General features: G+C 55.8%; 21 protein-coding genes and 1 tRNA gene. 11 read left to right on the forward strand and 11 right to left on the reverse strand.

All coding sequences use genetic code 11. The annotated features are described in order from the left end of the window. Positions 1-115: 115 nt before the first annotated feature. Together JW885_03155 and JW885_03160 are read right to left on the reverse strand one after the other, a co-directional pair. Positions 116-2,125, reverse strand: a complete 2,010-nt coding sequence (locus JW885_03155; protein ID MBN1881148.1) for a hypothetical protein — start codon at positions 2,123-2,125, stop codon at positions 116-118. Positions 2,126-2,131: 6 nt separating this feature from the next. Continuing rightward, positions 2,132-4,492 carry a hypothetical protein gene (locus JW885_03160; GenBank protein ID MBN1881149.1) on the reverse strand — a complete coding sequence of 787 codons (2,361 nt, stop codon included), beginning with the start codon at positions 4,490-4,492 and terminating at the stop codon, positions 2,132-2,134. A 232-nt stretch (positions 4,493-4,724) separates the two neighbouring features. On the opposite strand from JW885_03160, the gene JW885_03165 reads away from it, so the two are divergent. The 4 genes from JW885_03165 (at position 4,725) to JW885_03180 (ending at position 9,683) form a co-directional block, all read left to right on the forward strand. Beyond that, the gene (locus JW885_03165) at positions 4,725-5,075 is read left to right on the forward strand and encodes a histidine triad nucleotide-binding protein (protein MBN1881150.1); all 351 of its coding nucleotides are present in this window, start codon (positions 4,725-4,727) and stop codon (positions 5,073-5,075) included. Positions 5,076-5,104: 29 nt separating this feature from the next. Beyond that, a complete protein-coding gene (locus tag JW885_03170) occupies positions 5,105-6,328 on the forward strand; it encodes an aspartate kinase (GenBank protein MBN1881151.1) in 1,224 nt (407 codons plus the stop codon). Positions 6,329-6,389: 61 nt separating this feature from the next. Next, positions 6,390-7,823: a sulfatase gene (locus JW885_03175; GenBank protein ID MBN1881152.1), complete on the forward strand. Its 1,434-nt coding sequence runs from the start codon at positions 6,390-6,392 to the stop codon at positions 7,821-7,823. Positions 7,824-7,868: 45 nt separating this feature from the next. Further along, positions 7,869-9,683 carry an SIR2 family protein gene (locus JW885_03180; protein MBN1881153.1) on the forward strand — a complete coding sequence of 605 codons (1,815 nt, stop codon included), beginning with the start codon at positions 7,869-7,871 and terminating at the stop codon, positions 9,681-9,683. Between the two features lie 79 nt (positions 9,684-9,762). Here JW885_03180 and JW885_03185 read toward each other — a convergent pair whose 3' ends face one another. The 4 genes from JW885_03185 to JW885_03200 all read right to left on the reverse strand — a co-directional run bounded on the left by JW885_03185 (position 9,763) and on the right by JW885_03200 (position 10,615). Then, entirely contained in the window at positions 9,763-10,008 is a 246-nt protein-coding gene (locus JW885_03185) for a hypothetical protein (GenBank protein MBN1881154.1), read from the reverse strand. Beyond that, complete coding sequence (locus JW885_03190; GenBank protein ID MBN1881155.1) at positions 10,008-10,199, reverse strand: hypothetical protein; 192 nt, start codon at positions 10,197-10,199, stop codon at positions 10,008-10,010. The genes JW885_03185 and JW885_03190 overlap by 1 nt, the downstream gene beginning before the upstream one ends. Positions 10,200-10,221: 22 nt before the next feature. Further along, a complete protein-coding gene (locus JW885_03195; protein MBN1881156.1) occupies positions 10,222-10,515 on the reverse strand; it encodes a hypothetical protein in 294 nt (97 codons plus the stop codon). Between the two features lie 24 nt (positions 10,516-10,539). Next, a tRNA-Arg gene (locus JW885_03200) sits at positions 10,540-10,615 on the reverse strand. A gap of 310 nt (positions 10,616-10,925) precedes the next feature. Between JW885_03200 and JW885_03205 the strand changes: the two genes are divergently transcribed. Together JW885_03205 and JW885_03210 are read left to right on the forward strand one after the other, a co-directional pair. Beyond that, the gene (locus tag JW885_03205; GenBank protein MBN1881157.1) at positions 10,926-11,879 is read left to right on the forward strand and encodes a 3-oxoacid CoA-transferase subunit A; all 954 of its coding nucleotides are present in this window, start codon (positions 10,926-10,928) and stop codon (positions 11,877-11,879) included. A 4-nt stretch (positions 11,880-11,883) separates the two neighbouring features. Beyond that, the gene (locus JW885_03210) at positions 11,884-12,543 is read left to right on the forward strand and encodes a 3-oxoacid CoA-transferase subunit B (protein MBN1881158.1); all 660 of its coding nucleotides are present in this window, start codon (positions 11,884-11,886) and stop codon (positions 12,541-12,543) included. A gap of 71 nt (positions 12,544-12,614) precedes the next feature. Here JW885_03210 and JW885_03215 read toward each other — a convergent pair whose 3' ends face one another. Further along, the gene (locus JW885_03215) at positions 12,615-13,259 is read right to left on the reverse strand and encodes a response regulator transcription factor (GenBank protein ID MBN1881159.1); all 645 of its coding nucleotides are present in this window, start codon (positions 13,257-13,259) and stop codon (positions 12,615-12,617) included. After that, positions 13,256-14,347, reverse strand: coding sequence for a PAS domain S-box protein (locus JW885_03220; protein MBN1881160.1), 1,092 nt, complete (start codon positions 14,345-14,347; stop codon positions 13,256-13,258). The genes JW885_03215 and JW885_03220 overlap by 4 nt, the downstream gene beginning before the upstream one ends. 1,115 nt (positions 14,348-15,462) lie before the next feature. Between JW885_03220 and JW885_03225 the strand changes: the two genes are divergently transcribed. The 3 genes from JW885_03225 (at position 15,463) to ptsP (ending at position 19,118) form a co-directional block, all read left to right on the forward strand. Continuing rightward, positions 15,463-16,212 (forward strand): DUF169 domain-containing protein, encoded by a 750-nt coding sequence (locus JW885_03225; GenBank protein MBN1881161.1) that lies wholly within the window; start codon positions 15,463-15,465, stop codon positions 16,210-16,212. Between the two features lie 135 nt (positions 16,213-16,347). Next, complete coding sequence (locus JW885_03230; protein MBN1881162.1) at positions 16,348-17,331, forward strand: ABC transporter substrate-binding protein; 984 nt, start codon at positions 16,348-16,350, stop codon at positions 17,329-17,331. Further along, positions 17,331-19,118, forward strand: a complete 1,788-nt coding sequence (ptsP, locus tag JW885_03235) for a phosphoenolpyruvate--protein phosphotransferase (GenBank protein ID MBN1881163.1) — start codon at positions 17,331-17,333, stop codon at positions 19,116-19,118. Before JW885_03230 ends, ptsP begins: the two co-directional genes overlap by 1 nt. Before the next feature lie 193 nt (positions 19,119-19,311). On the opposite strand, the gene JW885_03240 is transcribed toward ptsP, so the two are convergent. Next, on the reverse strand, positions 19,312-20,076 hold the full coding sequence (locus JW885_03240; GenBank protein MBN1881164.1) for an MBL fold metallo-hydrolase: 765 nt from the start codon (positions 20,074-20,076) through the stop codon (positions 19,312-19,314). A gap of 187 nt (positions 20,077-20,263) precedes the next feature. On the opposite strand from JW885_03240, the gene JW885_03245 reads away from it, so the two are divergent. Next, positions 20,264-20,743, forward strand: a complete 480-nt coding sequence (locus tag JW885_03245) for a GNAT family N-acetyltransferase (GenBank protein ID MBN1881165.1) — start codon at positions 20,264-20,266, stop codon at positions 20,741-20,743. A gap of 313 nt (positions 20,744-21,056) precedes the next feature. Beyond that, positions 21,057-22,922, forward strand: a complete 1,866-nt coding sequence (locus JW885_03250) for an acyl-CoA dehydrogenase (GenBank protein ID MBN1881166.1) — start codon at positions 21,057-21,059, stop codon at positions 22,920-22,922. A gap of 327 nt (positions 22,923-23,249) precedes the next feature. Here JW885_03250 and JW885_03255 read toward each other — a convergent pair whose 3' ends face one another. Together JW885_03255 and JW885_03260 are read right to left on the reverse strand one after the other, a co-directional pair. Continuing rightward, on the reverse strand, positions 23,250-24,011 hold the full coding sequence (locus tag JW885_03255; GenBank protein MBN1881167.1) for a ParA family protein: 762 nt from the start codon (positions 24,009-24,011) through the stop codon (positions 23,250-23,252). 49 nt (positions 24,012-24,060) lie between these two features. Then, positions 24,061-25,129, reverse strand: a 1,069-nt coding sequence (locus JW885_03260) for a helix-hairpin-helix domain-containing protein (protein ID MBN1881168.1), incomplete at its 5' end; no start/stop codon positions are given.

Consider the following 25,129-nt stretch of genomic DNA (forward strand, 5'->3'; position numbering starts at 1 on the left):
ACGGGCGGTGCGCTGCGGGACCTTTCCCGAGGGACCCTCGGGATATATAAAAAACGGCGATGGCGGCCTCGACCGTCCATCGCCGTTTTCATTTCACCTCATACATCGATGTGCGTCACGTCTCCCGCTTCACGGCGGCGCGCACGCTCCTGAAAGCCATCTGAACGCCCTTCAGCACACCAAAAAAGAGAAGCAGTATCACAAACAATACGCACAGGCGATATATCCCGGTTTTCAGGTAGGTTGCCGTCACGCGGCTCTCCTCGGACAGCACGATCAGCTTCACAAAGCGGTAGGAATCCCCCCGGAGGGGCAGCTCGAACATGGCCGTCTCCTCAGGCAGCGCGGACAGCTCGTCGCCGGTGAGCACCTGCTTTTTGTTCACGTATTCCTCAAGCTCGGATTGGCGCTCGTAGACCTCCTTCCTGAGCTTCAGGTTTTCCTGAACGAACTCCGACGAGGTGTCCGGAGCGACGATCTTCTCGAAATGCTTGATGGGCTCCATGTCCCCGCCGAAACGCACATACTTCCTGTTTTCAGGAAGATAGAGGGTGGCCATCATCTCCGCCACCGGGACGTTCAACACCGGCATGGGAAGCGTCACCTTCCCGACGACGCCGATCTCGTGAACCGGAACAAAGATGACCGTCTCCACCACTATCGGTTCATCGAAAGCGGTCCGTTCCAAGGGAAGGGGGATCAGCACCGTGCCGTCCGGGTCTTTGGAGACGTTGGTGGGGCGACCGGAGACCGCCGCCGACCAGAAATCCCCCCCCTCGGGCAGGGTCATCCTGAGATACTGAAGCCCCCTGTTTCGGACATAATAATGGGTGCGCATGACCAGCTTTCCGTCATCGGTGACGATGCCCACCGTGTTCGCCGAATCGATGAATCCCACGATGACCGGCAGGAACTCCCCCCTGGTGACGGAGACCGCAAGCTCCCACTCGTCGTCGGTGTGACGGTATCCGAGAATGGGCGGAAGATCCGAGAGGACAAGCAGGATATCCGGCAGTTCCGACGGGTCCTGGGGCCTCAAATTCTGTGCCTCGTGCTCGGAAATCTCGAACCCGGCGTCGGAGACGATGGAGACGAACCCCGTGTTTCGCTTCGTACCCCGAGGCCTGACCGCCGGGACGGAGACTATCTCCTCCCCATCGACATACGCCCGCTCCATCAGGATCGTCAGGGCGAACGTGCCCTCGATCTCAAACGCGGTGGTGACCGATAACATCGGCGCGCCGTCCCCTTCACCCTCGTCCTCGCTCCACGCACGGATCCCCTCGCCGACGACGTCCACCAAGTCGAACTCCCCGGGGAGCTCGACGGTGAACGATGTCTCCGGGGCGTCCCGCACCTCGAATACGACCGAGGCCGTCAGGTACAGCGCCTCGTCGGCCACATCCAACAGCATGTAGGTCTGGGCGAGAAGGGTCGGCTCCACGGTGATCTCGTCCTCCCCGCCATCGCCGACCGCCTCCTCGGGCCGGGGTGCGGCAACGGTGTAGGAAATATCAACGCGGTTAAAGCTGCCCAGGGCGGTCTCAACCTTTCCTTCGGATTCAGACAGGGTCACGCCGCCGACGGTGACGTTGGTAAGCCCCGTGTCGAAGCTCAAGAGACCCGAGGCCGACGCCGACACCGGCACATTAAAAAAGATCGAATGCATGCCCGGGTCGTCCGGCGCCGAAACATAGAGGGTCGCCCTGACGGTCCACGTCCCCTCTCCCCTCACCAGGGCGTATATGCCGTCGGATTTCACCAGGGTGGGGGCGTCCTTCCCGTTGACGACAAGATCCGTGGGGGAGACACCCTCGCCGCAGACGAAGACCTCGTGCCACTCATCCCCGTAGGTGACGGCGGTTATGTCCGCCGTCACCGTCAATAATCCCGGCACAAGCCTCATGTCGTAGGCGGCGTCCTTGACCGTAACCGTCACCGGAGGAGGCGGCTCGGGCGGAGGCGGGGTGACCGTCAGTTCGTCGATGAACTTTTTGAACTCCTCCCAGGGAATGGTGATGTCCGTGTCGGACAGCACCGGCACATCACTCTCCCGGGCCGGGGTCGTCATGGACAACACCGACACCAGAATTGCTGCGAGAACAGCGATACATATCCGTTTCATGGGCGCCTACTCCCCCGTCTCGTCGGCCTTTTTCGTCTTTTTGGACTTCGCGGCAACAGCCTCCTTATTCTGCTGATCCCGCTTCTCGCGATGAAGGGCGATGGAGCGCTTCGCGGCGACGACTGCGTCTCTCGCCAGAAATACCGAGCCTCCAACCAGTCCCCAGAACACGCCCCAGCCGGGGAGACCGCCCCTGAGGATGAAGACGATATGTAAGAGCACAATCACTCCCACGGCACTCGCTAAAGCGATGGTCTTGTCTTTGTTCAGATAGAGTTTTCGTTTCCTGACCATAGACCTGATCCCCACGATGATCACGCCGAAGACGACCGCCCAGGCGATGACCTCCAGCATTTCCACCCAGTGAATAAGGTCCCTGCTCTGATAGCGGATCTTGACGGAGGAGACGTCGTCCGGATTGACGATGACCTTTCGATAGGACATGCTGTGGCCGGTAAACGGGATGTCAAACCGAACCGGCAGCACCCCCTTCATCCCCCGGCCGGTCTCGCCGCCCAGGGATTCCAGACCCTCGGTGTAGATGTTCTTTTCCATGTATACCTGTGATTCGGGCATCTCTGCGGGCATATCGGCGTCCCATTCCCCTTCGACACCGGAATAATCCATCATCTCGTCGGCATAGATGGAGGGGGCCTCCTCCACGCTGCGCATGGCGCCGCCGACCATGCCGAATTCCTTGTCCTCCCTGATCGGCGTCGGGCCGGGACCGCCGTAGTAGTCCATGTCGTCGCCGGTGTCCTTGTATACATATTTCTCCGGCAGATAGAGGGTCCAGATCAGCTCGTCCACCTTCATATTCACCAGGGGTGCGGTGAATCCCCGGCGTCCGAACACGCTGCTTAAATCCTTCGTCTCGGTGAAGTAGATGACCTCAACGTCGAACGAGGAGAGCCCCCCGTTGCCGTAGCCCGTGCGCTCGGAGCGATCGAGAGGGATGAGGATGGTGCCGTCCTCGTCCATGGCCGGCTTCACCGGGCGGCCGGAGACGTAGGTGCTCCATATGGTGGTGTTTTCCGGAAGCTCAAGCTTCATGAACTGTCGGGCGTTGTTGGCCACCTCAAACACCGCCCGGGTGACGAAATCGCCCCGGCGGGTCAGCAATGACTTCAGCTCGGCCCGGCTGACATTGGCGTCGATGACCTCGATGTCCTCAAACGTGCTCACCGCCAGTATCAGGGAATAGGGATGCGTGATGTACTTGTATGAATAGAAAATCGGGGTGTCCGACGCGCTGACGAGACCGCCCGGCAGCTCCGTGACGTCCAGCATCGCCAGGTTCTCCAGACGTACCTCCTCAACGCCCACCCGGGTGGCGGCGGTCACGGCAAGATAGCCCTTCTCCCGCACCACGTCCAGCACCTCTATCTGGGGAACGGAGACCTCCGCCGTGGTGTCTTCCATGTTTTTTTCATAGAGCACCGCCAGGCTGAAGTCGCCGGTCACCTCGTAGCCGGCGGCGACGGTCACCTTCACCCGGTCGCCTTCCTTTTCGGTGTTCCACTCCCGGACCCCCTCGCCCTGGACATCGATGATGTCGATATCGGTGGGCACGAGAAACGAAAAGGATGTCAAAGAATCGTGGAGGATCTCGTAGTTGATGGTGGATACCCCCACCAGGAATCCCTCTCCCACGGAGATGAGGGTATCGACCTGGGCCTGAACCCGAAGCTCTCCGGAGGTGCCCTCCTCGAACTCCGACCGCCAGGATATCGACACCCATGTGCCCGCAGGCAGGACCGCGTCCACGGTGGTGGACGTCCCGGTCGGGCTTGTGGTCAGGTAGCTTGCGGGCGAGACTTCGAACTCAAGATCGGGCTCCCCCACGGAAAACCGCACCTTTGATGTGGCCACTTCCGGCACGGAGATCTCCACCGAGTCGTTGCCGTACCCCTCGTAGATCGGCGCGTAGAGCGTCAAAGACAATATGTGCGACCCCGGCTCGTCGGTGATGAGGGTGTAGTACCAGTCGGCAACCGTCAGCGTCACCGGCCTTCCGTCCATGGTCACATCACCGATGGCCGTATCAGACGGAAACAGCGGCACCTCCACCCACTCGTCCTCCGCCAGAACGTTGAGGGCCAGCGTCACGTCGAACACCGCGTTGTCTCCCACCACCCGGCCCGTATACTCGGCTTCCGACAGGGTGAAGTTCATGGGCGGGGCGGGAGGCCCGGGCGGCACCGGCGGCGGAGCTACCAGCTCCTTGATGAGCTCCTTGAAATCGCTCCAGGGTATGGAGACGGCGCTGTCCGGAAGGTCGGGAAGCGTCTCCTGGGCTAAAACAGACATCGGCACGACCAGTGCGAGGATGATCGCTGAAATGATACATATTTTATTCTTTTTCATTGCCGACCTCACATGCAATAAATAAAAGGATTGCTTTCTCTTACGACAAAAAAACCGTGGGATTGTTCGTTAAAAAGTGAGTTTTCCGGGTGTGTACACCATTTGTATCATGTTTACACGCCGTATTCAAGGACGATACAGATTGCGGTTGAAACGGCACGGATATCCGGCTATAATTGGCGCCGACAAAAAGGTTTTTTCCAGGAACGGAAAATAAAAGGAGGGACTTTCAATGGCGGGATGCCTGTTTTGCAGCCTGATAGCGGGAGAAAGGGACACCCAGGTCGTGTACGAAAACGACTCGGTGTTCTGTTTTGAGGATATCAACCCCCAGACGCCGGTGCACGTGCTGGTTGTGCCGAAAGAGCACTTTCAGGACCTCAACGAGCTGGCGGAGGCGAAGAAACTGTCGCTCATTGGTGAGATGTACGCCGGGGCGCTGGAGGTGGCCAGGATAAAGGGTATCGACAAGAAGGGGTTTCGAACGGTCATCAATAACGGAAAAGAGGCGGGACAGGTCATCTGGCATCTGCACATGCACGTGCTGGGGGGGAGGCAGATCGGCGACGGCATGGCCGGCTGAGGCGGAGAGAACACATTAAAGGGCGCGTCATGACAAGCGAGACATACCGGGTGGTCGTCCAGAAGTACGGCGGCTCGTCGGTGGCCGATCCGGAAAAGTTAAAGGCCGTCGCCCGGCGCATCATAGAAACGAAGGAAAAGGGATTTCGCGTGGTGGTGGTGGTCAGCGCCATGGGCGACACTACAAATAAACTCCTCGATCTTGCGAAGGAGGTAGTCACCACCCCCACCGCCCGGGAGCTGGACATGCTGCTGTCGGTGGGAGAGCGCATCTCCATGACACTCCTCTCGATGGCCCTGAACGAGGCGGGGCACCCCGCAAAATCGTTCACCGGCTCCCAGAGCGGCATCATCACCGACACCACCCACTCCAACGCCCGGATCATCGAGGTGCGCCCCCAGCGCATCCTGGAGGCCCTGGATGCCGGCCTCATCGCCATTGTCGCAGGATTCCAGGGGGTGAGCCTGGAGCGGGAGGTGACCACCCTGGGGAGGGGCGGCTCGGACACCTCGGCGGTGGCCCTGGCGGCGGCGCTGGAGGCGGAGTTCCTGGAAATCTGCTCGGATGTGGACGGGGTGCTGTCGGCCGACCCCCGCATCGTGGACGACGCACGCAAGATCGAACGCCTCACCTTCGAGGAGATGCAGGAGATGGCCGAGGCCGGGGCCAAGGTTCTCAACTCCGCCGCCGTGGCGTACGCGAAACAGGCGGGTATCACCATCCACTCGGTCTCCACCTTCGGGGGCGGCACCGGCACGGCGGTGGCGGATTTCGAGAACGATCACCGCACAGGCCGGGTTCGGGGCGTGGTGTACGAGCGGAATATTATCTTCGTCGCATCGAAGCGGCGATTTTCCATGGACGAGATCACCGCCGCCCTCGATTATCTCGACGGCAGGCACGTGGCCTACAAGCAGTTCGACCTGGGAATACAGACCGACGACGGCTACGAGTTTACCTTCATTCTGCCTCTGGAAAACCTCCACGGCTATGAAAACATCAGGGATGAGCTGTCCCGAAGGTATCCGGACGGAATCACGTTCTTCGAAGGGAGGGGGACGGTATCCCTCATCGGCGAGGGCATCATCAACGACGGGACCAACCTGAAGCGGGCGGTGACGGTCCTGACCAACGCAGGCATAGACATCCACGACATCCACACCTCCCGGTTTCGCATCAGCGTGGTGGTGGAGCGGGATCGCCTCGACGAAGCGGTACGGCTCCTCCACGCAGCCTTCCCCGACCAGGAATAGCGGGCCGGCTTTCACGACCCTACACCTCCGGCACCGATCGGAACACATTCTGGAAGCGATCATGACCGAACAGCCTCGACCCAACCTGATATACATCTTCGCAGATCAACTGGGAAGAAACCACCTGGGCTATGCCGGGGCGCGGAACGCCCGCACCCCCCACATCGACCGCATGGCACAAGAAGGGGTAGATTTCACACACGCCGTCTCCACCATGCCGGTCTGCTCGGCGTACCGGGCGTCCCTTTTCACCGGGAAATACCCGACCACCACCGGCATGGTCATCAACGAGCTGAGGATGAACCCGAACCACCGGGCAATCGGACATGTGCTGACCGATGCCGGCTATGAAACCGGGTACATCGGGAAATGGCACCTCTACGCCAACCAATTCGCCCGGCACCACAGGGCGGAGAACAGCTTCGTTCCGCCGGGTCCCCATCGGCTCGGATTCGACGGCTACTGGGCCGCCTATAACTTCAACCACACCTACTGGAACGCGTACTATTACACGGACACCCCCGAGAAATTGTACTACACAGAAGACCCGAAATCTCGCGTCTATGAGCCCACGGGCCAGACGGATCTCGCCGTCGATTTCATCCGAAGGGCCGCACGGAGGGACGCCCCCTTCGCCCTATTTCTCTCATTTGGTGTGCCCCACGATCCCTGGCGGGCGAAGAACGCGCCGCCGAGGGAGTTCCTCGAACCGTTTCTGGATCTCGATTTTCCAAATCCTCCCAACTACCGCGCAAAAAACGACCCATACGCCGATCTATGGGGGCGGTTTCTTCCCGGCGCAAGGAGACACCTCCTCGACTGGCGGCGGGTCTACTACGCGATGAACGCCAATCTCGACTGGAACCTCGGGCGGCTCCTCTCGGCGCTGGATGATGCGGGCCGTACAGAAGACACCGTCGTGGTGTTCACCTCGGACCACGGGGAGATGCTCGGCGCCCAGGGGAGGAGAAACAAGAACACATTCTATGAGGAAGCCTGCCGGGTCCCCTTCATCATCAGACGACCCGGCTCGATCCCGGCGGGACACACGAGCGCCGCCTGCCTCGGAACGCCGGACATCATGCCGACGCTGCTCTCCCTTCTCGATCTCTCCATTCCTTCGGAGGTCGAGGGGATTGACCTCTCACACTGTGTTTTTGGACAGCCCGGGCCGGAGCCGGAGGCCGCCCTGATGCAGAACCTGGGGGCCTGCGCGATTTTCAGGGACGGGTACGAGTGGCGGGGTGCCAGGGACACGCGATTCACCTACGCCGTCTACCGGAGAGACGGCGCGGAGCACCTCTACGACAACATCGAGGACCCCTTCCAGACGACCAACCTGGCGGATGACCCCGCATATTCGAAAGAAAAAGTTCGTCTCAAAGAATGTATGTACAACAAAATGGCCGAGCTCAACGACACCTTCGAGACGTCAAGCTGGTATCGAAAACACTGGATCGAGGGAAGAAATATCATGAGGGGAGCGAAGGGATGAGGTCTGCGGTTTGTGACACGGTGAAATAAAAGAAAAACCCTTATAATGGTCAAAAAAACACAATATGCCCTTTTCATCGGTTCGGCAATATCAGGATTTGAGACGGCAAATATGCCGACAGTCCCATCTGTCAAAAAAGGCATATTGTCAAGTATCGAGGAATCCTTCTTACATGTACCTCCAAAAAACATAAAATCGATGGTCGACGATCTAAAGACAACAGAGTCTCAGCTTTATACCATGTATCAAAGCATGGCTTTTGAGGCTTTGGTAGAAGTCGTATATGAAACAAATCCAGAACTCTCAGTGAAACTCCTGCAACTCTATTCCCAAGATGTGAATGTGGGAAGGTCAACAAAAACACCACGGTTCAATACACTCCATCAAGCAATAGCAAAAATTGTGAGAAACGGGACCGTACCGGTGATTTATAAAACCAATTTTGATGAATGCATTGAATGCGCCATAGAAAGCGATTTGAAATGTGTGAGAAAGATAACAAAAATCATCGGGAATCATTCAGCGGTAAAAATTACATTCCCTGATATTGAAGATTTTAGAATGATCAAGCTTCATGGAACCGCATCGCGGCTCAATGATCAAGAAAGTATCGGAGAACTGGCCGCTCAATACAAAGACATTGCGAAAAGCCTCCCTGAAACAGTTCAAAGAGAACTGCATAACGATCTGAATATGTACCCGTTCAGATTCATTGGATACGGTGGCGTCGATTTTGATATAAACTTGGCCCTTAAAAACATCAACAGAAACAGCATTACGGATGATACACACATCTGGTTTGATAGGGTAGAAGAAAATGGCTACATCCGTGATCCGTCATTAGCTACAGAACGATTGAAGGAAAAGACAAAAAATCTAATAAAGGCGAAAACTGAATATATAAATTTGAGAGATGGACAAAACGCTGTTTTAAACTGGGCTGATATTAAAAACAGCGGAGAACTTGCATTCTCAGAAGATAACGTACCGTCGCTTCCTTTCACAAAAAGAGATTCGTGGGAATTGTTGGGAAGAATTCTTGAATACCTTCAGGCACCTCAAAGCAGAGAAGTCTTATTAACTGCTTCAAGATTATATGATGCTGAAAAGAAGATACCGTTGGAACTGCTCTCCCTCAACGGCTTTATGCATAACGGAGAATATAAAAAATTTGTTTCTCATGCTTTCAGGTGTCTTTTGAATAATTCATTGGACGAAAAACAAAAGATTGAACTGCTCACACAATCGTCTCTCTCAAGCACCCTGGGATTTCTTCTTGGCTATTTTTTAATCTCGCACTTTTTCCTTGGATTGATGCTATTACGGCACCGGTTATCTAAAAAACCCTATGAAATCTATCATTTGATTGCGAAAAGGATTCTTTATCACAATATCCAGCGAATCATTCTCGTACTTCCGTCCCCGATAAAACCATGTTTGAAGTTCTTTTCTCGGGTACAATATACACTGGAAAAACAGATTCGAGAAAAAGGATATCTGAGGGAATCTTCATATACAAGAAGGGAAGCCTTGAAGATGAAATCTCATCATATCCTTCAAAAGAAAAAACTGAGCCGCCGACAAGACGATCTCGAAGAAGAATATGGAAGTATCTTGGAAAATATGAGCGATTTAGAGATAGAGTTGTCGGTCATGGGGGCTGAAACCGGAACTATCAATGTCCTGCGCGATATGGCAGAGTTTGCAGGGGGAATGAATGATTTCGGTACGGCAGAGTACTATGCGAAGCGCACAAAAGAGTTGGCCGAATCGATTCCCGGACATGAAGTAGATGTTGAGAAGGCAATAACGATCCTAAAATCTCTTCATGAGAGACACACAACGGGACATCGAAATTGACATATTAAAACATACTAAATAATAGAAAATCAAGAAACGTTATCGGCGGGCAGAGGCGTTATAGAATCTCCCTCCACTATTACGGCTGCACGTTTCCATTCCCCAGCAGAAAATACAAGAGCAGCACCACCCCCATCAGGATGATGATGATCGCGCAGGCCCGGGGGCCCACCCCGATCGGGTTCATGGCCGGGGGGTCCACGTCTTCGGATCTTTCACCGGCAAACACCAGGTTTTCGCCGCAGTACGGACAGCGGCTCATTCCCTCCTCCACGGCGCCGCCGCATGCGGGACACGCCCTCTTTTCCTCTTCTCGGTAGGTCATCAGAACTCACCAAACACGCCGAAAAAACAGGCAGCCCCCGCCGCCATCGTCAGGAGCGCAGCAACCCAGATGGCCGCTTTGACGATCTGTGTGTTTTCGGTCATGCGCTGTGCGATGATGCGCGGCAGCACCACCATATCGAACACGCCGGTACACACAAGAACAATGCCCAATAACTTGTACATTTCCATGTTTTTGTCCCGAAGAAGTGTTCTATGATCTCGTCACCACGACCCTTGTTTCTCGGTCGGTGTCGACACCCTTGAGGTGCTTGAGGGTCGCTTTCAGTGTATCGGCGACAATTACTTTCGCGAATCCGGTAAACTCCACCGGCGCGCCGTCCGATATGATCTGGAGATCGTCCTTGTGTATGATGAATTCCAGCCTTTTTGGATCGTCCACACCCCTAAGAGTTGAGGCCGCCGCGTAAAAGACCGCCGCGATATACTCTTCGATGAAGGGATTGAGGGGAACGTTTGAATCGTCTACGACGGCTTTCGTGCTCATAGTCAGATGTGCCGGTCAAGGAAATGGTGCGCCCGGCAGGACTTGAACCTGCGGCACCAGCGTCCGGAGCGCTGTGCTCTATCCCCTGAGCTACGGGCGCAATACAAAACTCCCTTTAAGGTACTTAAATTATCATACCCTTTTCGGTTAGTCAAACTTTCTTTGATATTTATCAAGCGATCCGTGAGTGCATGCCGTTTTGATTTTGATAAAACCAGCCTGTTACTATCAGACAAACACCTATCATAAAGTTACCTTTTGTCTGATATAAATATCATCCAATTTCTCAAAGAAAAATCAGACCCCGCCTGATTGTCGAAAAAGGCGTCAGAGAGTAGAGTATGAGCGCGAAAAAGTATAGGGATTGGAGACAAATTGTCTCCTCTGACGACCAAATAAGGAGTGGGATTATGAAAACAAAATGTACAGTCTGTGGAAAAAAACAGGCAAGAACGGTATGTGACAACTGCGGAGCGGAAATATGCGGCGACTGCTGCAAGCTGGAGGTATGGGGCTGCGGTGCAGAAGATTTGACCGCCCGCTATTTTTGTCCGACCTGCAAAGAGGATCCGGATGTCAATCCGTGGGGGGCTTTCAGTAACACGGACAGCAAGAAAACGGCTGTCTCAAACAAACGGGTATACGTTGAAAGGGAAAAGGCGCGAAGCAACGGAAAAAAATTATATGCAACGTGCAAAGATGCGCTGGCCGGGATACGTGACGGCGCAATTATCATGATCGGAGGATTCACAGGAAGGGGGATGCCGTCAAATCTTCTCCTTGCCCTGCGTGATATGGGGCCGAAGGATCTTACCGTCATCCTAAACGACGCAAGCGGAGGATGGAAAAACCCCATAGACGTGGGTATTCTCATTCAGGCGGGGATGGTCAAAAAGGTTGTCACCTGCTTCGCCGTGTTCGGGTCGCCCAAAAAAGTGAGCGTGCTTGAGAGCGCGGCAATGGAGGGCCAAGTCATTGTCGATCTCGTGCCCCAGGGAACTCTCGCGGAACGAATCCGGGCAGGCGGTGCCGGCATCGGCGCGTTTTATACTCCTACGGGGGTCGGTACGGAAGCTTCCGTAGAAAAGGAAACCCGTGAAATTAACGGTCGTGAAATGCTGCTCGAATATCCGCTCAAAGCGGATTTTGCACTGATCAAGGCATATACTTCCGATACGCTGGGAAACCTCGTATACAGAAAATCAGCACGCAATTTCAACCCGATAATGGCCATGGCGGCACAGACGACCGTAGTGGAAACCGAGAACCTCGTCGAACCGGCTGCCCTTGACCCGGATAATATTATAACACCATGTGTATACGTAGATCGTGTTGTTCACGTTCGAGAAGGGAGGTATAATTAAGACCATGAAGGAAAGAATGTCAAAAGAACAGATGGCCAGACGCGTGGCGCGGGAGCTGAAAGATGGATTTTGTGTCAATCTCGGCATCGGAATGCCCATGCTGGTTTCATCGTATTTACCTCCCGGAGCACAGGTCCTTTTCCAAGCCGAAAACGGGGTGCTGGGGGTCGGCTCTCATGCTCCTCAGGGAATGGAAGACAAAGACCTCGGAAATGCAGGGGACGAAGACATCATGGTGATTCCAGGCGCATCATTTTTCGACAGCGCGGAATCATTCGCCATGATTCGGGGAGAACATCTCGACGTTTCAGTGCTCGGCGGGTTCCAGGTCTCTGAAAAAGGAGATCTCGCCAACTGGAAGCTTCCCAACAGGAAGGTTGGAAGCTACGGCGGGGGGATGGATCTCGCCTCCGGCGCCAAAAAAGTCATCATCATGATGAAACACACGACCCCGCAAGGAGAAGCGAAGATTGTGACCGAATGTACATACCCGCTCACCGCCCGGCGGTGCGTATCGATGGTTGTGACCGATGTGGCGGTCATCGAAATTACGGAAAAAGGATTGCTCCTTCGGGAAACGGCCCCGGGATGGACAATAGAAGATGTCCAGGAGATTACCGGCCCGCGTCTCATTACAGATGCGGCTATTGAATGGGCTGCCTAAGGGATGAAACGGCGGTAAATTCTTTTTCCGGATGGAGAAATTCCCGATGTCGATGAAGGGACATACGACGATTACTCTATCAGTTTGTTCTTCACTGCATACAGGATAATCTCGGCGTTGCTTTTCATCTTCATCTTTTCCAAAATGTGGGAGCGGTAGGTGCTGATGGTTTTGACGCTCAGATGCAGAATCTCGGCGATTTCCGAAACGGTCTTTCCGGATGCGATAAGCTGCATGACGTGATGTTCGCGATCGGATAGGGTTTCGTGGGGCAACTTCGTTATGTCCGTGTCCAGATAGTTGGCCAGCTTTTCGCCAAGGGACGCGGTGATGTAGCGTGCGCCTTCGGAAATCTTCCGAATGGCGGAAATCAATTCATGGGGTGCGCTTTCCTTTGTCAGATAGCCGGCCGCTCCCGCCCGCAATGCCCGGATGGCATATTGCTCTTCGGGGTAGATGCTGAGAATAAGCACGGGGAGTTTTGGACAGTAGGCTTTCAACTCCCGGAGGACTTCCAGGCCGTTCTTTCCGGGCATTGAAATATCCAGCAGTACAACATCGTATTGTTTCTTTTTAATACATGCGAGGACTTCCTGCCCGTTTCCCACTTCATCCTCAACAACGAGATCGGGCGTCTCTGAAAGAACCTGCTTGAAACCTGCGCGGACAATGGGGTGATCGTCGGCAATAAGAATCTTGATCTTTTTCCCTGTCATGATGTTTCTCCTGTCTTTGGCAAGGGGATGCTGATCGTTATGGTGGTGCCCCGTCCGCTTTTCCCGACAATGGCCTCCTTTCCTCCCCAGTGATAGACCCGTTCTTTTATTCCCAGCAAACCAAATGAATTTGGTTTTTCCATCTGATGATGTGTGATGCCCTTGCCGTTATCCTTGACAACAAGCTCGAGACGGTCGTTGGTTGTCTTCAGGCGGACGGTTACTTTCGTAGCCTCGGCGTGACGCTGCACGTTCGTCAAGGTTTCTTGAAAAATGCGAAATACCGTCGTCGTCAAATCCGGATCGATTTCTATATCTTCCGGACTGAAGGATACTTTACAGTCGATGCCGGTGCGTCTGGAAAACTCCTCAGCTTGCCAGGCGATGGCCGCTGTCAGGCCGAGATGATCGAGCATGCCCGGACGCAACCCCATATAAATCTGCTTGACGGTCTTCATTGTCAGATCAACGAGGGAGGAGAGGCTATGAACTCTGTCCGACAGCACCGTCTGCTCGGCCGGGAGCTTGTTTTTCAGCAGGATGATGTCCGTATTCATCGCCGTCAGAAGCTGCCCCAACTCATCGTGCAACTCACGTGCGATGCGGGTTCTTTCTTTTTCCCGGATAGATTGAAGGTGCGCCGATAATTTTCGCAGCTGCTGCCTTGACAGCTCAAGTTCTTGTACCGCACGTTTCCGGTCCGTAATATCCTCATATGTAATAACCACTCGTTTTTCTTTTAATTTTTTGCCGATTCGCGCAGCGTTGATCATGCACTCTATTTTCGTACCGTCTTTCCGTACACAGGGGAACTCCATGCTGGCAACAGGCTTCTTTTCGAGAACGGAATAGAGTTTACCGGCGATCCTTTCATAGTCCTTTTCCGTTCGGTACAAAAGCCGGGTGTTTTTGCCGATCAGTTCATCGGATATCCAGCCGAATACAGACGTGACCCCCTGATTGACAAAAATAATCCTCCTGTCCTGCAACCCGATGACGGCGTGAGGTATCGCTTCCAGGATGGATGCCTCTAATGCCTCCATCTCGGCGATTTCACTGCGCGCCTTTATTAATTCTTCAATATACATGGATTATTTTGGTTTTATCGACGAGCGATTGTTAGTGATAAGAACTTCCTTTTTTGGGAGAGATGTATGGTCATGTCAATCACATTGTTGCAATTGGTTTTTTGGATGTTGCCTCTTTAGTTTTTATATATCCTATCCGTCACACCGAACATAATCCGGCCGGCGCTCGCCTCATTCGTAAAGAAGTTGTTCATCGGTCCGGACGATATGGTTCCGGATAGAAAGGACGCGATCGTTGTCAGGGCGCCTGAAGATTGAGGGATCGTCCTCTTTCGGATGTTCATCAACGATCGGAACGAAACTGCCAAGCTTCAGGAGTATCAGTGAGGTATTACCTGAACGCTGCTCAAATAGTGGCGGAAAATATGTGAATGTCTGAGAAAAGCGGTTTCCCGCTACCAACGACCCTGATGGAAACAGACGGTTATGACGTATGCAACAGCCTGTTTTTCTATTTTCCCGCCCTCTTCAGTAGCCAGAAAACCACCTAAATCCGGTAATTATCGTTACCAACTTTTCGCGCTCTCTTCTTCTGGTCTTGCCGAGAATTTGTGCCATAAATAGATTAGCATACCTTCATAAGGCCGCCGCCGCCCCTTCTTCTCCTCCCTCTCTCGATTTCCATCGACGGGGCGGCCCCGCCCGCTTGGATGCGAGACGAAACATCCACGATCTGGAATATCACAACCCCGTTCGATAGTGCGCCCCTGAAAAGAGGCATTTAGAGCGGCTTGAACGGGGTTCCCTTCAGTACCGACGACGAAGACATGTCGTTATTTTGATAACACATTTCAGGCCGTGTGTCAATATACGAATGATCCCGACGAAAAGAGAGAGTCATCGCCGTTTTTTCCCGGGACATACCGAGTCGAGGGTGCTTCCCCACTGTTCTCCCGCCACAGGCCCGAACGCCGTCGTCGTGTGTCCCCGGTCTACACCCGGCCGATCGCCCGACAGGTGTTTCCTCACCCCCCTTACCCCCCCCCATCCCCCTTCCCAGCTCCCCCGGACGTCTTCACCGATGCCCGAAAGAGTTATGGCAAAATGAACAGAAACGGTCTACAATAGCGGACGACGGACAGCGCTTTTCACGTTTGGTTTTATGGAGGAATATCATGGATATGACCCTGCATGCGGAGTTCACCGCCCGATGGAAGAAGTACTTCAACAAAGCGGAGCTCCCGATGATCTTCTTCTATACCGACGACATCAAAGATATCAAAAAGGCCAAGACCTCTTCGGGACATCGATGCCTCATCTCCGACCTCGCCAATGTCAGGAAGGGCACGCCCCTGGCGTTCGATGAGGAATCCGTCGTCTGCTACGGAGCAAAGCGCTATCTCGGCTTCTCCCGCACGATCATGCCCAACTTCGAATATTTTCTGTCCTGCGGCATTCCCGGAGAGATGGAGGGGGAGCGATACAAAAAATCGCCGGAGATCGTCAGGGAGATAATGGAGAATTCCCGGGAGTTCACCGCCCCGGCGAAGTACATCGTCTTTAAACGGTGGGACGCCGTTGACGATGATGACAATCCTTCGGTGGTGGTATTTTTCGCGGTCCCCGATGTGCTCTCGGGGCTGTTTACGCTGACCGGCTTCGACGAGGTGGACAACAACAGGGTGTTTACCCCCTTCGCGGCGGGCTGCGGCTCCATCGTGTCCTTTCCATACCTGGAGACGGAGTCGGAGAGCCCCCGGGCGGTCATCGGCATGTTCGATGTTTCGGCCCGGCCCTCGGTTCCGAAAGATACCCTTTCGTTCGCGGTGCCCATGAAGAAATTTGAGACCATGATAGCGAACATGGACGAGAGCTTTCTGATCACCGACTCGTGGCGGAAGGTACAAAGGAGGATCGATCGGTAGTAGATACCGAAGGCGATTGTCCACCGAACGTCCGTGTGCTACAATAATCGGAATAAACGAACCCGTCGGGGAAGGATGACAGAGATAATCCCCGAAGGATTCACCCTCTCAACACCCCGATCAGGAGCATTTGCCGTGAAAAAGGCCGTGTTCTGCCTTATCGTCGCCGCCGTCCTTCTCCCGGCGGTCGTCCACGCCCAGGAACATCACCCGGTCAACGTCGTCGTGTCCCCGTGGATCGGCTACGGACCGCTGTATATCGCCGAAGAAAAGGGCTTTTTCGACGACGTCGATGTGGAGATATCCATCATCGCCGATACCGACACCCGCATCGCCCGGCTCATGGGGCGATACGCCCAGATCGTCGCCGCTCCGGCGGGTGCCATGGTCAGAAAGAGCAGAAAGGAGCTCGATTTCCGGGCGTTCATGGTCATCGACGAATCCAACGGCGGCGACGGCATCGTCGCGGTGCCCGGGTGCGGGTCCATCAGAAACCTCGAGGGGAAGAAGGTGGCGATGGAGCTTTTTTCTCCCAGCGAGTTCTGGCTGGACATGCTCCTCGAGGAGCGGGACCTGGAAAAGTTGAAAGACGAGATGGAGTTCGTCAATCTGGAGGGCCTCGACGCGCTTGACGCCATGCGGCGGGGAGACGTCACGGCGCTGGTGGGAAGGGAGCCGTTTCTCTCCGGCGCCCGCCGGGAGCTCAATGCGGAGATCCTGGCCACAAGTAATGAGACCCCCGGGATGGTGGTGGACGTGCTGTTCACCCAGGCAGACACCATCGAGCGGCGGGGGGACGACCTGGCGGCGGTGGTCCGGGGCGTGTACCGGGCGGTCCGCTGGATGGAGGACAATCCCACGGCATCCAAGACCATCATCAAAAAGTACCTGGGCGAGCACTATAAGGTACGCGCCGATTTCGACAACACGTTCAACGCCGTCTCATTCTACGGCAGGGACGACAACATCCGATACTTCGGCACCGAGGACGATCCGGGGGCGTTCGAGGACACCCTGGACGACGTGATCGACTACTGGAAGGACCGCGGGGAGCTCTCCTGGAATCCCGACCCGGAGGATTTCATGAATTTTTCCCTGATTACGGCGCCCGAATCGTAATGGAACGGCCACACATCCCCCCGAACCCGCCGGGAGCACCGGAGGAGAAGACCATATCCGCGCACATCGAGCTCGTCGGTCTCGCCGCCTCGTCCGGCGTCGGGATCGGCACCGCCCGGCTTCTCGAGAGGAAACCCGCCGCCGTCGGCGTCTTTTCCGTGGACGACAGAGCCACTGAAAGGGAGCGGTACCTGGCGGCGATTAACCGGGTCGGCGAGCAGCTGAGCGCCACCGCCGCCGAGGCGGAGGCGCGATTCGGCGGCGACGAGGCCCGAATATACCATGCCCAGGCGGAGCTGCTATCCGCCACGCTGTTTCAAACGGGCATCCCGGATACCATTCTTGAAAAGGGAATAAACTCAGAAGCCGTCATCCGGGAGGAGATACGGCTCCTCGAGGAAAAAAACCACACACAGCCCGACGGATCGCCGCCTCCCGGCATGTCGGATATCACGGATATCCTCCGGCAGATCTCTTTTGCCTTGATTCACGACAATCCCCACTGCCTGATTCTCGAGGAGAACTCGGTGATACTGGCCGACGAGCTCTTGCCGTCCGACATGATTCTCATCAATGGGGACGTCGTGGTCGGCCTGATCACGGAAAAGGGAGGCCCCTACTCCCACGCGGCCATCATGGCCCGCTCCCTGGGAATTCCGGCGGTGATGGGGGTGCCGAACGCGATGGAAATCATTCAGTCTGGAGATCAGGTCGTCGTCGATGGATCCCGGGGCAGGGTGCTGATACATCCGAACAGCGATGAGCTCGATACATATACACAGCAAATCGTCCGGGACCGGACCAGGCGGGACGATGAAAAAACGTTCGCCACGCTCCCGGCGGTCAGTAAAGATGGAGTGACCGTTTCGCTCCTCGCCAACGCCGGAAGACCCGACGACGTCAGGAGCGTCCTGAAATCGGGCGCCGGGGGCATCGGTCTGTTCCGCACGGAGCTTCCCTTCCTGATGGGGGAGCATTTCGTCTCGGAGGATGAGCAGTATGAACTCTACCGACGGGTGGTGAAGGGCATGAATGGTCTCCCGGTGACCTTTCGCACCCTGGATATCGGGGGAGATAAAATCATACCGGGGACTATTAGCGAGCTCGAGGCAAACCCGTTTTTAGGGCTCCGCTCCGTCCGCTTTTCCTTAAAACACCCGGCCCTGCTGACCGCACAGCTCCGAGCGATCATCCGGGCCGCAGCATTCGGTCCGGTGGACGTGATGTTTCCCATGGTGACGACCACGGGTGAGATGGATCGACTCTCGGAATTCTTTCACCAGGTCACGGACGACCTGGCCCGGAAAGGCATCGTTCCCGAAAGGACTCCCCGCATGGGCGTGATGATCGAGGTGCCGAGCGCCGCTATCCTTTCGGAAAAGCTCTTTTCCCGGGTGCAGTTCGCCAGTATCGGCACGAACGATCTCATCCAGTACCTCCTGGCCGTCGACCGGACAAACCGTGACGTCAGCCACCTCTACTCTCCCTTCGACCCGGCGGTGCTCACAACGATCCGGGATGTGGCGCGGGCGGCACAGGAGACCAATACCGAGCTGTCGATATGCGGCGAGGCCGCCGCCGACCCGCTCTCCGCCGTCGTCTTCGCATCCTTCGGCATCTCGATTCTCTCCATGGAGCCGATATCGATCGCCGGGGTGAAGCGGGCCGTGCGGGCCGTGGATCTCTCGGAGGCGGGCAGGATCGTCGAGGAAGCGATGACCCTGGATAGCGCCCGGGAGGTGCAGGAGTATCTCGAACGGGAGTTGGATATCGATGCGCCCCGCTGACACACGGCCCCGTCGGGGCGCCCTTCATTACACCCCTTTCGAAAAGAACCGGTCACCATACTCATTCTGACACGACGGGATGGGGCGTTCGGGGTGAACGACAACAGTTTCTCTTTAGGGTCTTCGCCGGTCCCCGTTCGATAACGCCGTCGGAAGCGGGAAAGGTGGGGGAAAACGCCGACGCTTGTCGATGTTAGAAGACGACCTGTTTACCCACCTTGATGCCGATGTCTCCGTGAGCAAAGGGGCGGTCGTGTCCCGGAACGATGACGCCGTCCTCCGAGAGGAGGAGGTCGACGCTTCGACGGTGGGCGTCGAGATCGAGATGCGGCTCGAAGCCCACGGCGTCCCCGTTGATAACCTTTCTCTGGCTCAGAGCGTCTCCGGCGATGACCAGACGAGTCGTCTCGCCGTGAAAAACGTATGACGTATGGTACGGCGTGTGCCCCGGCGTCTCCAGCACGGTTATCTCACCGGGGAGGACGGGATTATCCTCCAGCCAGGTAAAGTCCTTCTCGAAATCGTTCCACCATTGACCCAGCACGTCATCCACATGATCCTCCAGGCCCCGGGTCCGGTCGGAGACGATATCATCGGGCAGATGGGGAAAGTCGCCTCTGACAAATTCCATTCGGTCCGTCGCCTCGGCGAAGCGGGTCAGCCAGTCCCGGGAAAACAGGAACTCATCCTTCCGTGCGATCTTCACCGCGGCGGGGAATCGGTCGTTGGCCCCGGCATGGTCGCCGTGGAAGTGGGTGTTGAAGACATGGGTGACATCTGAGGGCGTATGTCCGAGACGCGCGAGCGCGCCCACCAGTTCGTCGCCCCCGTACAGCCCCGTATCGAAGAGTATCAGGTTGTCCCGGTGCCTGACGAGGGTGCTCAGACACGGCAGGCGAACGGAGCGCCCTTCGAAGAGGATCGGCATCGATGTGATAATAAAGTACGCGTGCGGCATAATAGAATATGGTATACTAGCGACCGGACGATGTAAAGACGTTTCACAAATCTTTTTTTAAAAAACGACCATGTTCAATCGCCCCGACAAGACTGTTTTCTCACAGATCCCAAAAGACCCGGGGAACAGTTCGTCGATCAGCATCCGACGGTACACGCCCGGCGACGGCAATAATGTGCTGTCTGTGATGAAACGGGTGTACATCGACGAATTTGGCTGGCAATACGCCTTTCTTCGCGGGGCGGTAAAGACCCTCAGAGACATGCTCCTGACCTACGATCCGAAGCGTGAGCTGTTCCTGCTGGCGGAAACAGACATCGGGCCTGTGGGTGTCATGTTTTTGAAGAGAAAATCAGACCGCATCGCGTTCCTTCGGTGGCTGACCGTCACCCGGGAGGTCAGAAACCGCGGCCTGGGGAAGGCCCTTATTGAGTGCGCCGTCGGATTTTCCCGGCATGCCGGCTATGACTCCCTGGACCTTGTCACCGTCGACAGATTAACGCATGCACGGGAGTTTTACCGCCACCAGGGATTCATCGAAACCGACCGACGAAGGGACACCGTCTGGGAGATGGACATGGAGCTCTGTTTTTTCACCCGGGATCTACGGGAAGAGGCGAAACCGAGCGCCGACGGCACGGCGGAAAAGAGCCCCGCCGAAGCGTGACCGCCGAAACGACACCCACACATCTGTGCACCATGAGCCAAATACAGAATCCGTGATCCCTTCGACGTCGAGACACGACGCCGTACGGCCGTGACGACCGACCTCTTCACCCCACAGACAGGCGATATCACAAATGAACATCAATATTTTTTTCTTTTATTTTCTTCTGGAATTCCCCGTCGCGACTTGCTACAATCTCACTTTAATTCGGGAAGGTTGATCCCGGCGGCTTACTTTTATTCGATTTCAAAATAAACACTCAGGAAACAAACAACAACATATATCGTTTATTACCTGAAAGTGAGGAGACGACATGAGCAATTACGTTGTTGACGAACGAGACCAGAAGTTTGTCCTGCACGAGCAGCTGGAAATCGAGAAACTGACCGAAAACGAAATGTACGCGGATTTTTCAAAAGACGTCTTCGAAATGGTGATGGAGGAAGCCAGAAAATACACCGTCGATATTCTCGAACCGGCGGTAGCCGAGGGGGAAAAAGAGGGATGTCGCCTGGAAGACGGGCAGGTCTTTGTTCCGAAATGTTTCGAGGAGGCCTATCGCCTCTATAACGAGGGCGGCTGGATGACCATGGGCCATCCCCCGGAAGTGGGGGGTCAGGGAATGCCTCAGACCCTGAACGCCGCCGCCCGGGAGTACTTCAACTGTAATTTCCCGTTTCTGTCATACGTGGGTCTCACCGAAGGCGCCGCCCACCTTATCGCCTCGGCCGGCACCGACGAGCAGAAGAAGAAATACATGGAGCCGATGTTCGCCGGGACATACTCCGGCTCCATGGTCCTGACGGAGCCGGGAGCCGGCACGGACGTGGGGGCGCTGAAAACGAGCGCCAAAAGGAATCCCGACGGCTCATACTACATCACCGGCACGAAGATGTTTATCACCGCCGGAGACTGCAACCTGGGTGAGAACGTCATCCACCCGGTCCTGGCCCGGATCGAGGGGGCGCCGGCGGGCACCAAGGGAATTTCGCTGTTTCTGGTTCCGAAGTTTATCATCAACGACGACGGCAGCCTGGGCGAACGAAACGACTGGATAGTGAGCAACATCGAGAAGAAGATGGGCATCAAGGCGTCCGCCACATGCGTAATAAACTTCGGCGACAACGGGAAGTGCTACGGCGAACTGCTGGGTGAGGAAAACCAGGGCATGAAAATCATGTTCATCTTGATGAACGAAGCCCGCCTGGGCGTGGGGATACAGGGACTGGCGGCGGCCTCCCGGGCCTATCTCTACGCGGTGAAGTACGCCAAGGAGCGGCTCCAGGGATCGGACCTGGCCAATTTCAGGGATCCCGATGCTCCGAGGGTCCCCATCATCAATCACCCGGACGTCCGCCGCATGCTTCTGTGGATGAAGTCCCATGTGGAGGGTCTCAGGGCGATGTCCTATTACACCGCGATGTGTCAGGACAAGGCGCTCTGTCTTCCCGATGAAGCCGAGCGGGAAAAATGGCACGGTATGCTGGAGGTCCTTACCCCCATCATCAAGGCCTACGGCTCGGACACCGGCTTCAAGGTGGCGGATCAGGCCATCATGGTGCACGGCGGCTACGGATACACCACTGAATATCCGGTGGAACAGATTCTGAGGGATGTCAAGATCGCCGCCATCTACGAGGGCACCAACGGCATTCAGTCTCTGGACCTGGTGGGCAGAAAGATCGCCCAGAGGAAGGGGCAGAACTTCGCAAACCTCCTGGGAGAGATATACGCATTTATCGCCGAAAACGAAAAGAACAAGAAGGTGGGTGACCTGGTCGCCAAGATGAAGGTCTCCGTCGATACATTATCGGAAATCGCAGGTTTCTTCGCCAAGTGCGGCAAGGAGGGCAAGTTCCTGGTGCCGGTAGGCAATGCATATCCGTTCTTGAATCTCTTCGCCAAGGTGCTGTCAGGCTGGATGCTCGCGTGGCAGGCGGTCATCGCGTCCGAGAAGCTGGACACTCTCGCCAAGGATAAGGGCGTCGATCCCTCGGACTGGGGGGCATGGGCGGCCTTCATGAACGACAACACGGACGCCGCATTTTACTCAGGCAAGGTCTCCGCGGCGAAGTACTTCATCTACAACGTCCTGCCGGAGGTCGGCGCCATCGCCGAGGCAATCAAGAGCGAAGATATGTCCATCATGGAAATCAACGCGAATTCCTTCGCCTTTTAAGCGGCGGAGTCGATACGACTCGTCGCCCGTATTAAAAAACCGCGCCCCCGTTTCACGATCTGAAACGGGGGCGTTTTTTTGTCTGCTCTCTTTCGATACCGGATGCGTCCGGCACGGGGCGGTTTCCCCGGCGTGTCAGGTCAATCCCGGCGCACGGGAACCCCGAAGGGTCTGACGGAAGAGATGGATGTATTCATGTGTAATTGTCTGTCTGCAATGTGACATCGTTCGACCGGTCGGCGCGGCGCCCGTTCTCTCCTCCCTACTCCCCCCTTTCCCCCTTCATTCCATCCCTCACTTCACACCATACGTCAGCCCCGCCGGCCTCTATTCGCCCACGATCTCCAGCGCAAGGTTCAGATAGGCCTGGGCCCCCCGGGAGTTGATATCCAAAAGGATGGCGGGTTTTTTCTCCATGGGCGCCTCCGCGAGCTTCACGGTTCTGGGCACCATCGTTTTGAAGACCTTGCTCCCCAGGGCGTTTTTTATATCCTCGGTGATTTTTCTGCCCAGTTTGGTGCGACTGTCCACCATCGTCAGCAGTACACCCTCAATGGAGAGTTCCGGGTTGCTCTCCTTCGCGACCTTTGTGGCGGTCTTTATCAAGCGGCCGATACTCTCTCGGGAAAAATACTCCGCCTGAACCGGTATAAGAATGGAGTCCGCCGCTATCATGCTCGAGATGGTAAGCGCTCCCAGAGATGGGGGACAATCGAGGATAATATATTCATAGTAGGATCGGACGTCGTCGAATATCTGCTTGAGCCTGAATTTATCCTTTTTGGCCACCCCCTGAATCACATCCTCCTCGTCGGACGTGCGAACATTCGACGGAATGACGTCAAGGAAGCGAATATCGGTATGTTTTACGGCATCGGAGAGGGACGCGTTCAGAAACAGCACGTCATACATGCCGAAAAGAGTATCGTTTTTTGTGAGTCCAAAAGACAGGGATATGCCGCACTGGGGATCCATGCCCACCACGAGCACCCTTTTTTCCAGGGCGGCCAGACTTGCGGCCAGATTGACCGACGTGGTTGTTTTGCCCACCCCGCCCTTTTGACTGACTACGGCGATGATTCGCGCCATCTATCAACTCTCAGAGATAGTACGTGAAGATACGCGCCCGTTGCGGCGTTTATTTCTCTTTATCAAGAAGCTCCGAAAGGGATGAGGCCACTGTATCGATCTCAATGGTTTTTCCCTTCAGTATTCTTCGTGTTTCCTCATCCAGAACGCCGACGGTGGAGGCCCGTTCAATGATCCTCCCCACCTGGCTATACAGCTCGTCAAGCTCGCCCCATCGGGACATCAGCATGTTCAGGATTTCCATCTTCGGATCGGTTTTCCCGGCGCCCTGCACCTCGGCGGATCGTTTAAATTTTTCCAGTTCCGAAATCAGCCGGGTATGGGCGGTGCGGATGATGTCGAATAACGCATCTTGACGGTCATCGGACCCCTGTCCCAGGCCGCCCGCCGCCTCCGACACCCTGCCGGCCTCCTCGCCGATATCGGAAAATCCCATATACCGGCTCACGGCGGCCAGGGACCGGGAAACGTCGATCAATTCCTCCACGTGCACGGGCACGGGAGGGGTCTGCCCCATGGAATCGACGAGGCGACCGATATGCGCCATATATGTACGAAATCGCTCGATGAACATTATCAAGAGCTCCGGGTCATCATCGAGGCGTGACTCCTTCTTTTTTTTCACCGCCCCGGAGAACGGCTCGTGGTTCAGAGGATCGGAAAAGAATGCCTCGATCTCCGCCTCAAGCTCCGCCGCGGTTTCCGGGTCGGAGATTGGAAATGATGGAGGGGAGGGCTCCGGTTCCACCTTTACCTTCGGCCGGGAAGGCGGCATGATCTCCATATCGATAAACCGCTCGGGATTCAGATAGTCGGCGATATCCCTGGCAAGGGAAAGGCTGATGCCCTCGATCCTGAAAAGCCGGGCCACACTGGCCTCGGCAAGCGCCGAGAGGGAGGTGAAACCGGCCCGGAACAATATGCGGGCGCGCTCCTCTCCCACCCCCGGTATCTGTGTAAATCGACGTATGGCCGATTCTTCTTCCGCCGCCGGGACTCCGGGAGCGGGCGCCTCCCCGGTTTCAGACATACGGGGTAAATCCGCGATCAGCGCTTCGAATTGCTCCTTGAACTCAAACAGCCGCCGATCCAGCGCTCCCTCACCCTCAAGGATCGTC

It is taken from the genome of Candidatus Zymogenaceae bacterium (genome assembly GCA_016931225.1).
In the GTDB taxonomy this organism is placed as follows: Bacteria; Desulfobacterota; Zymogenia; order Zymogenales; family Zymogenaceae; genus JAFGFE01.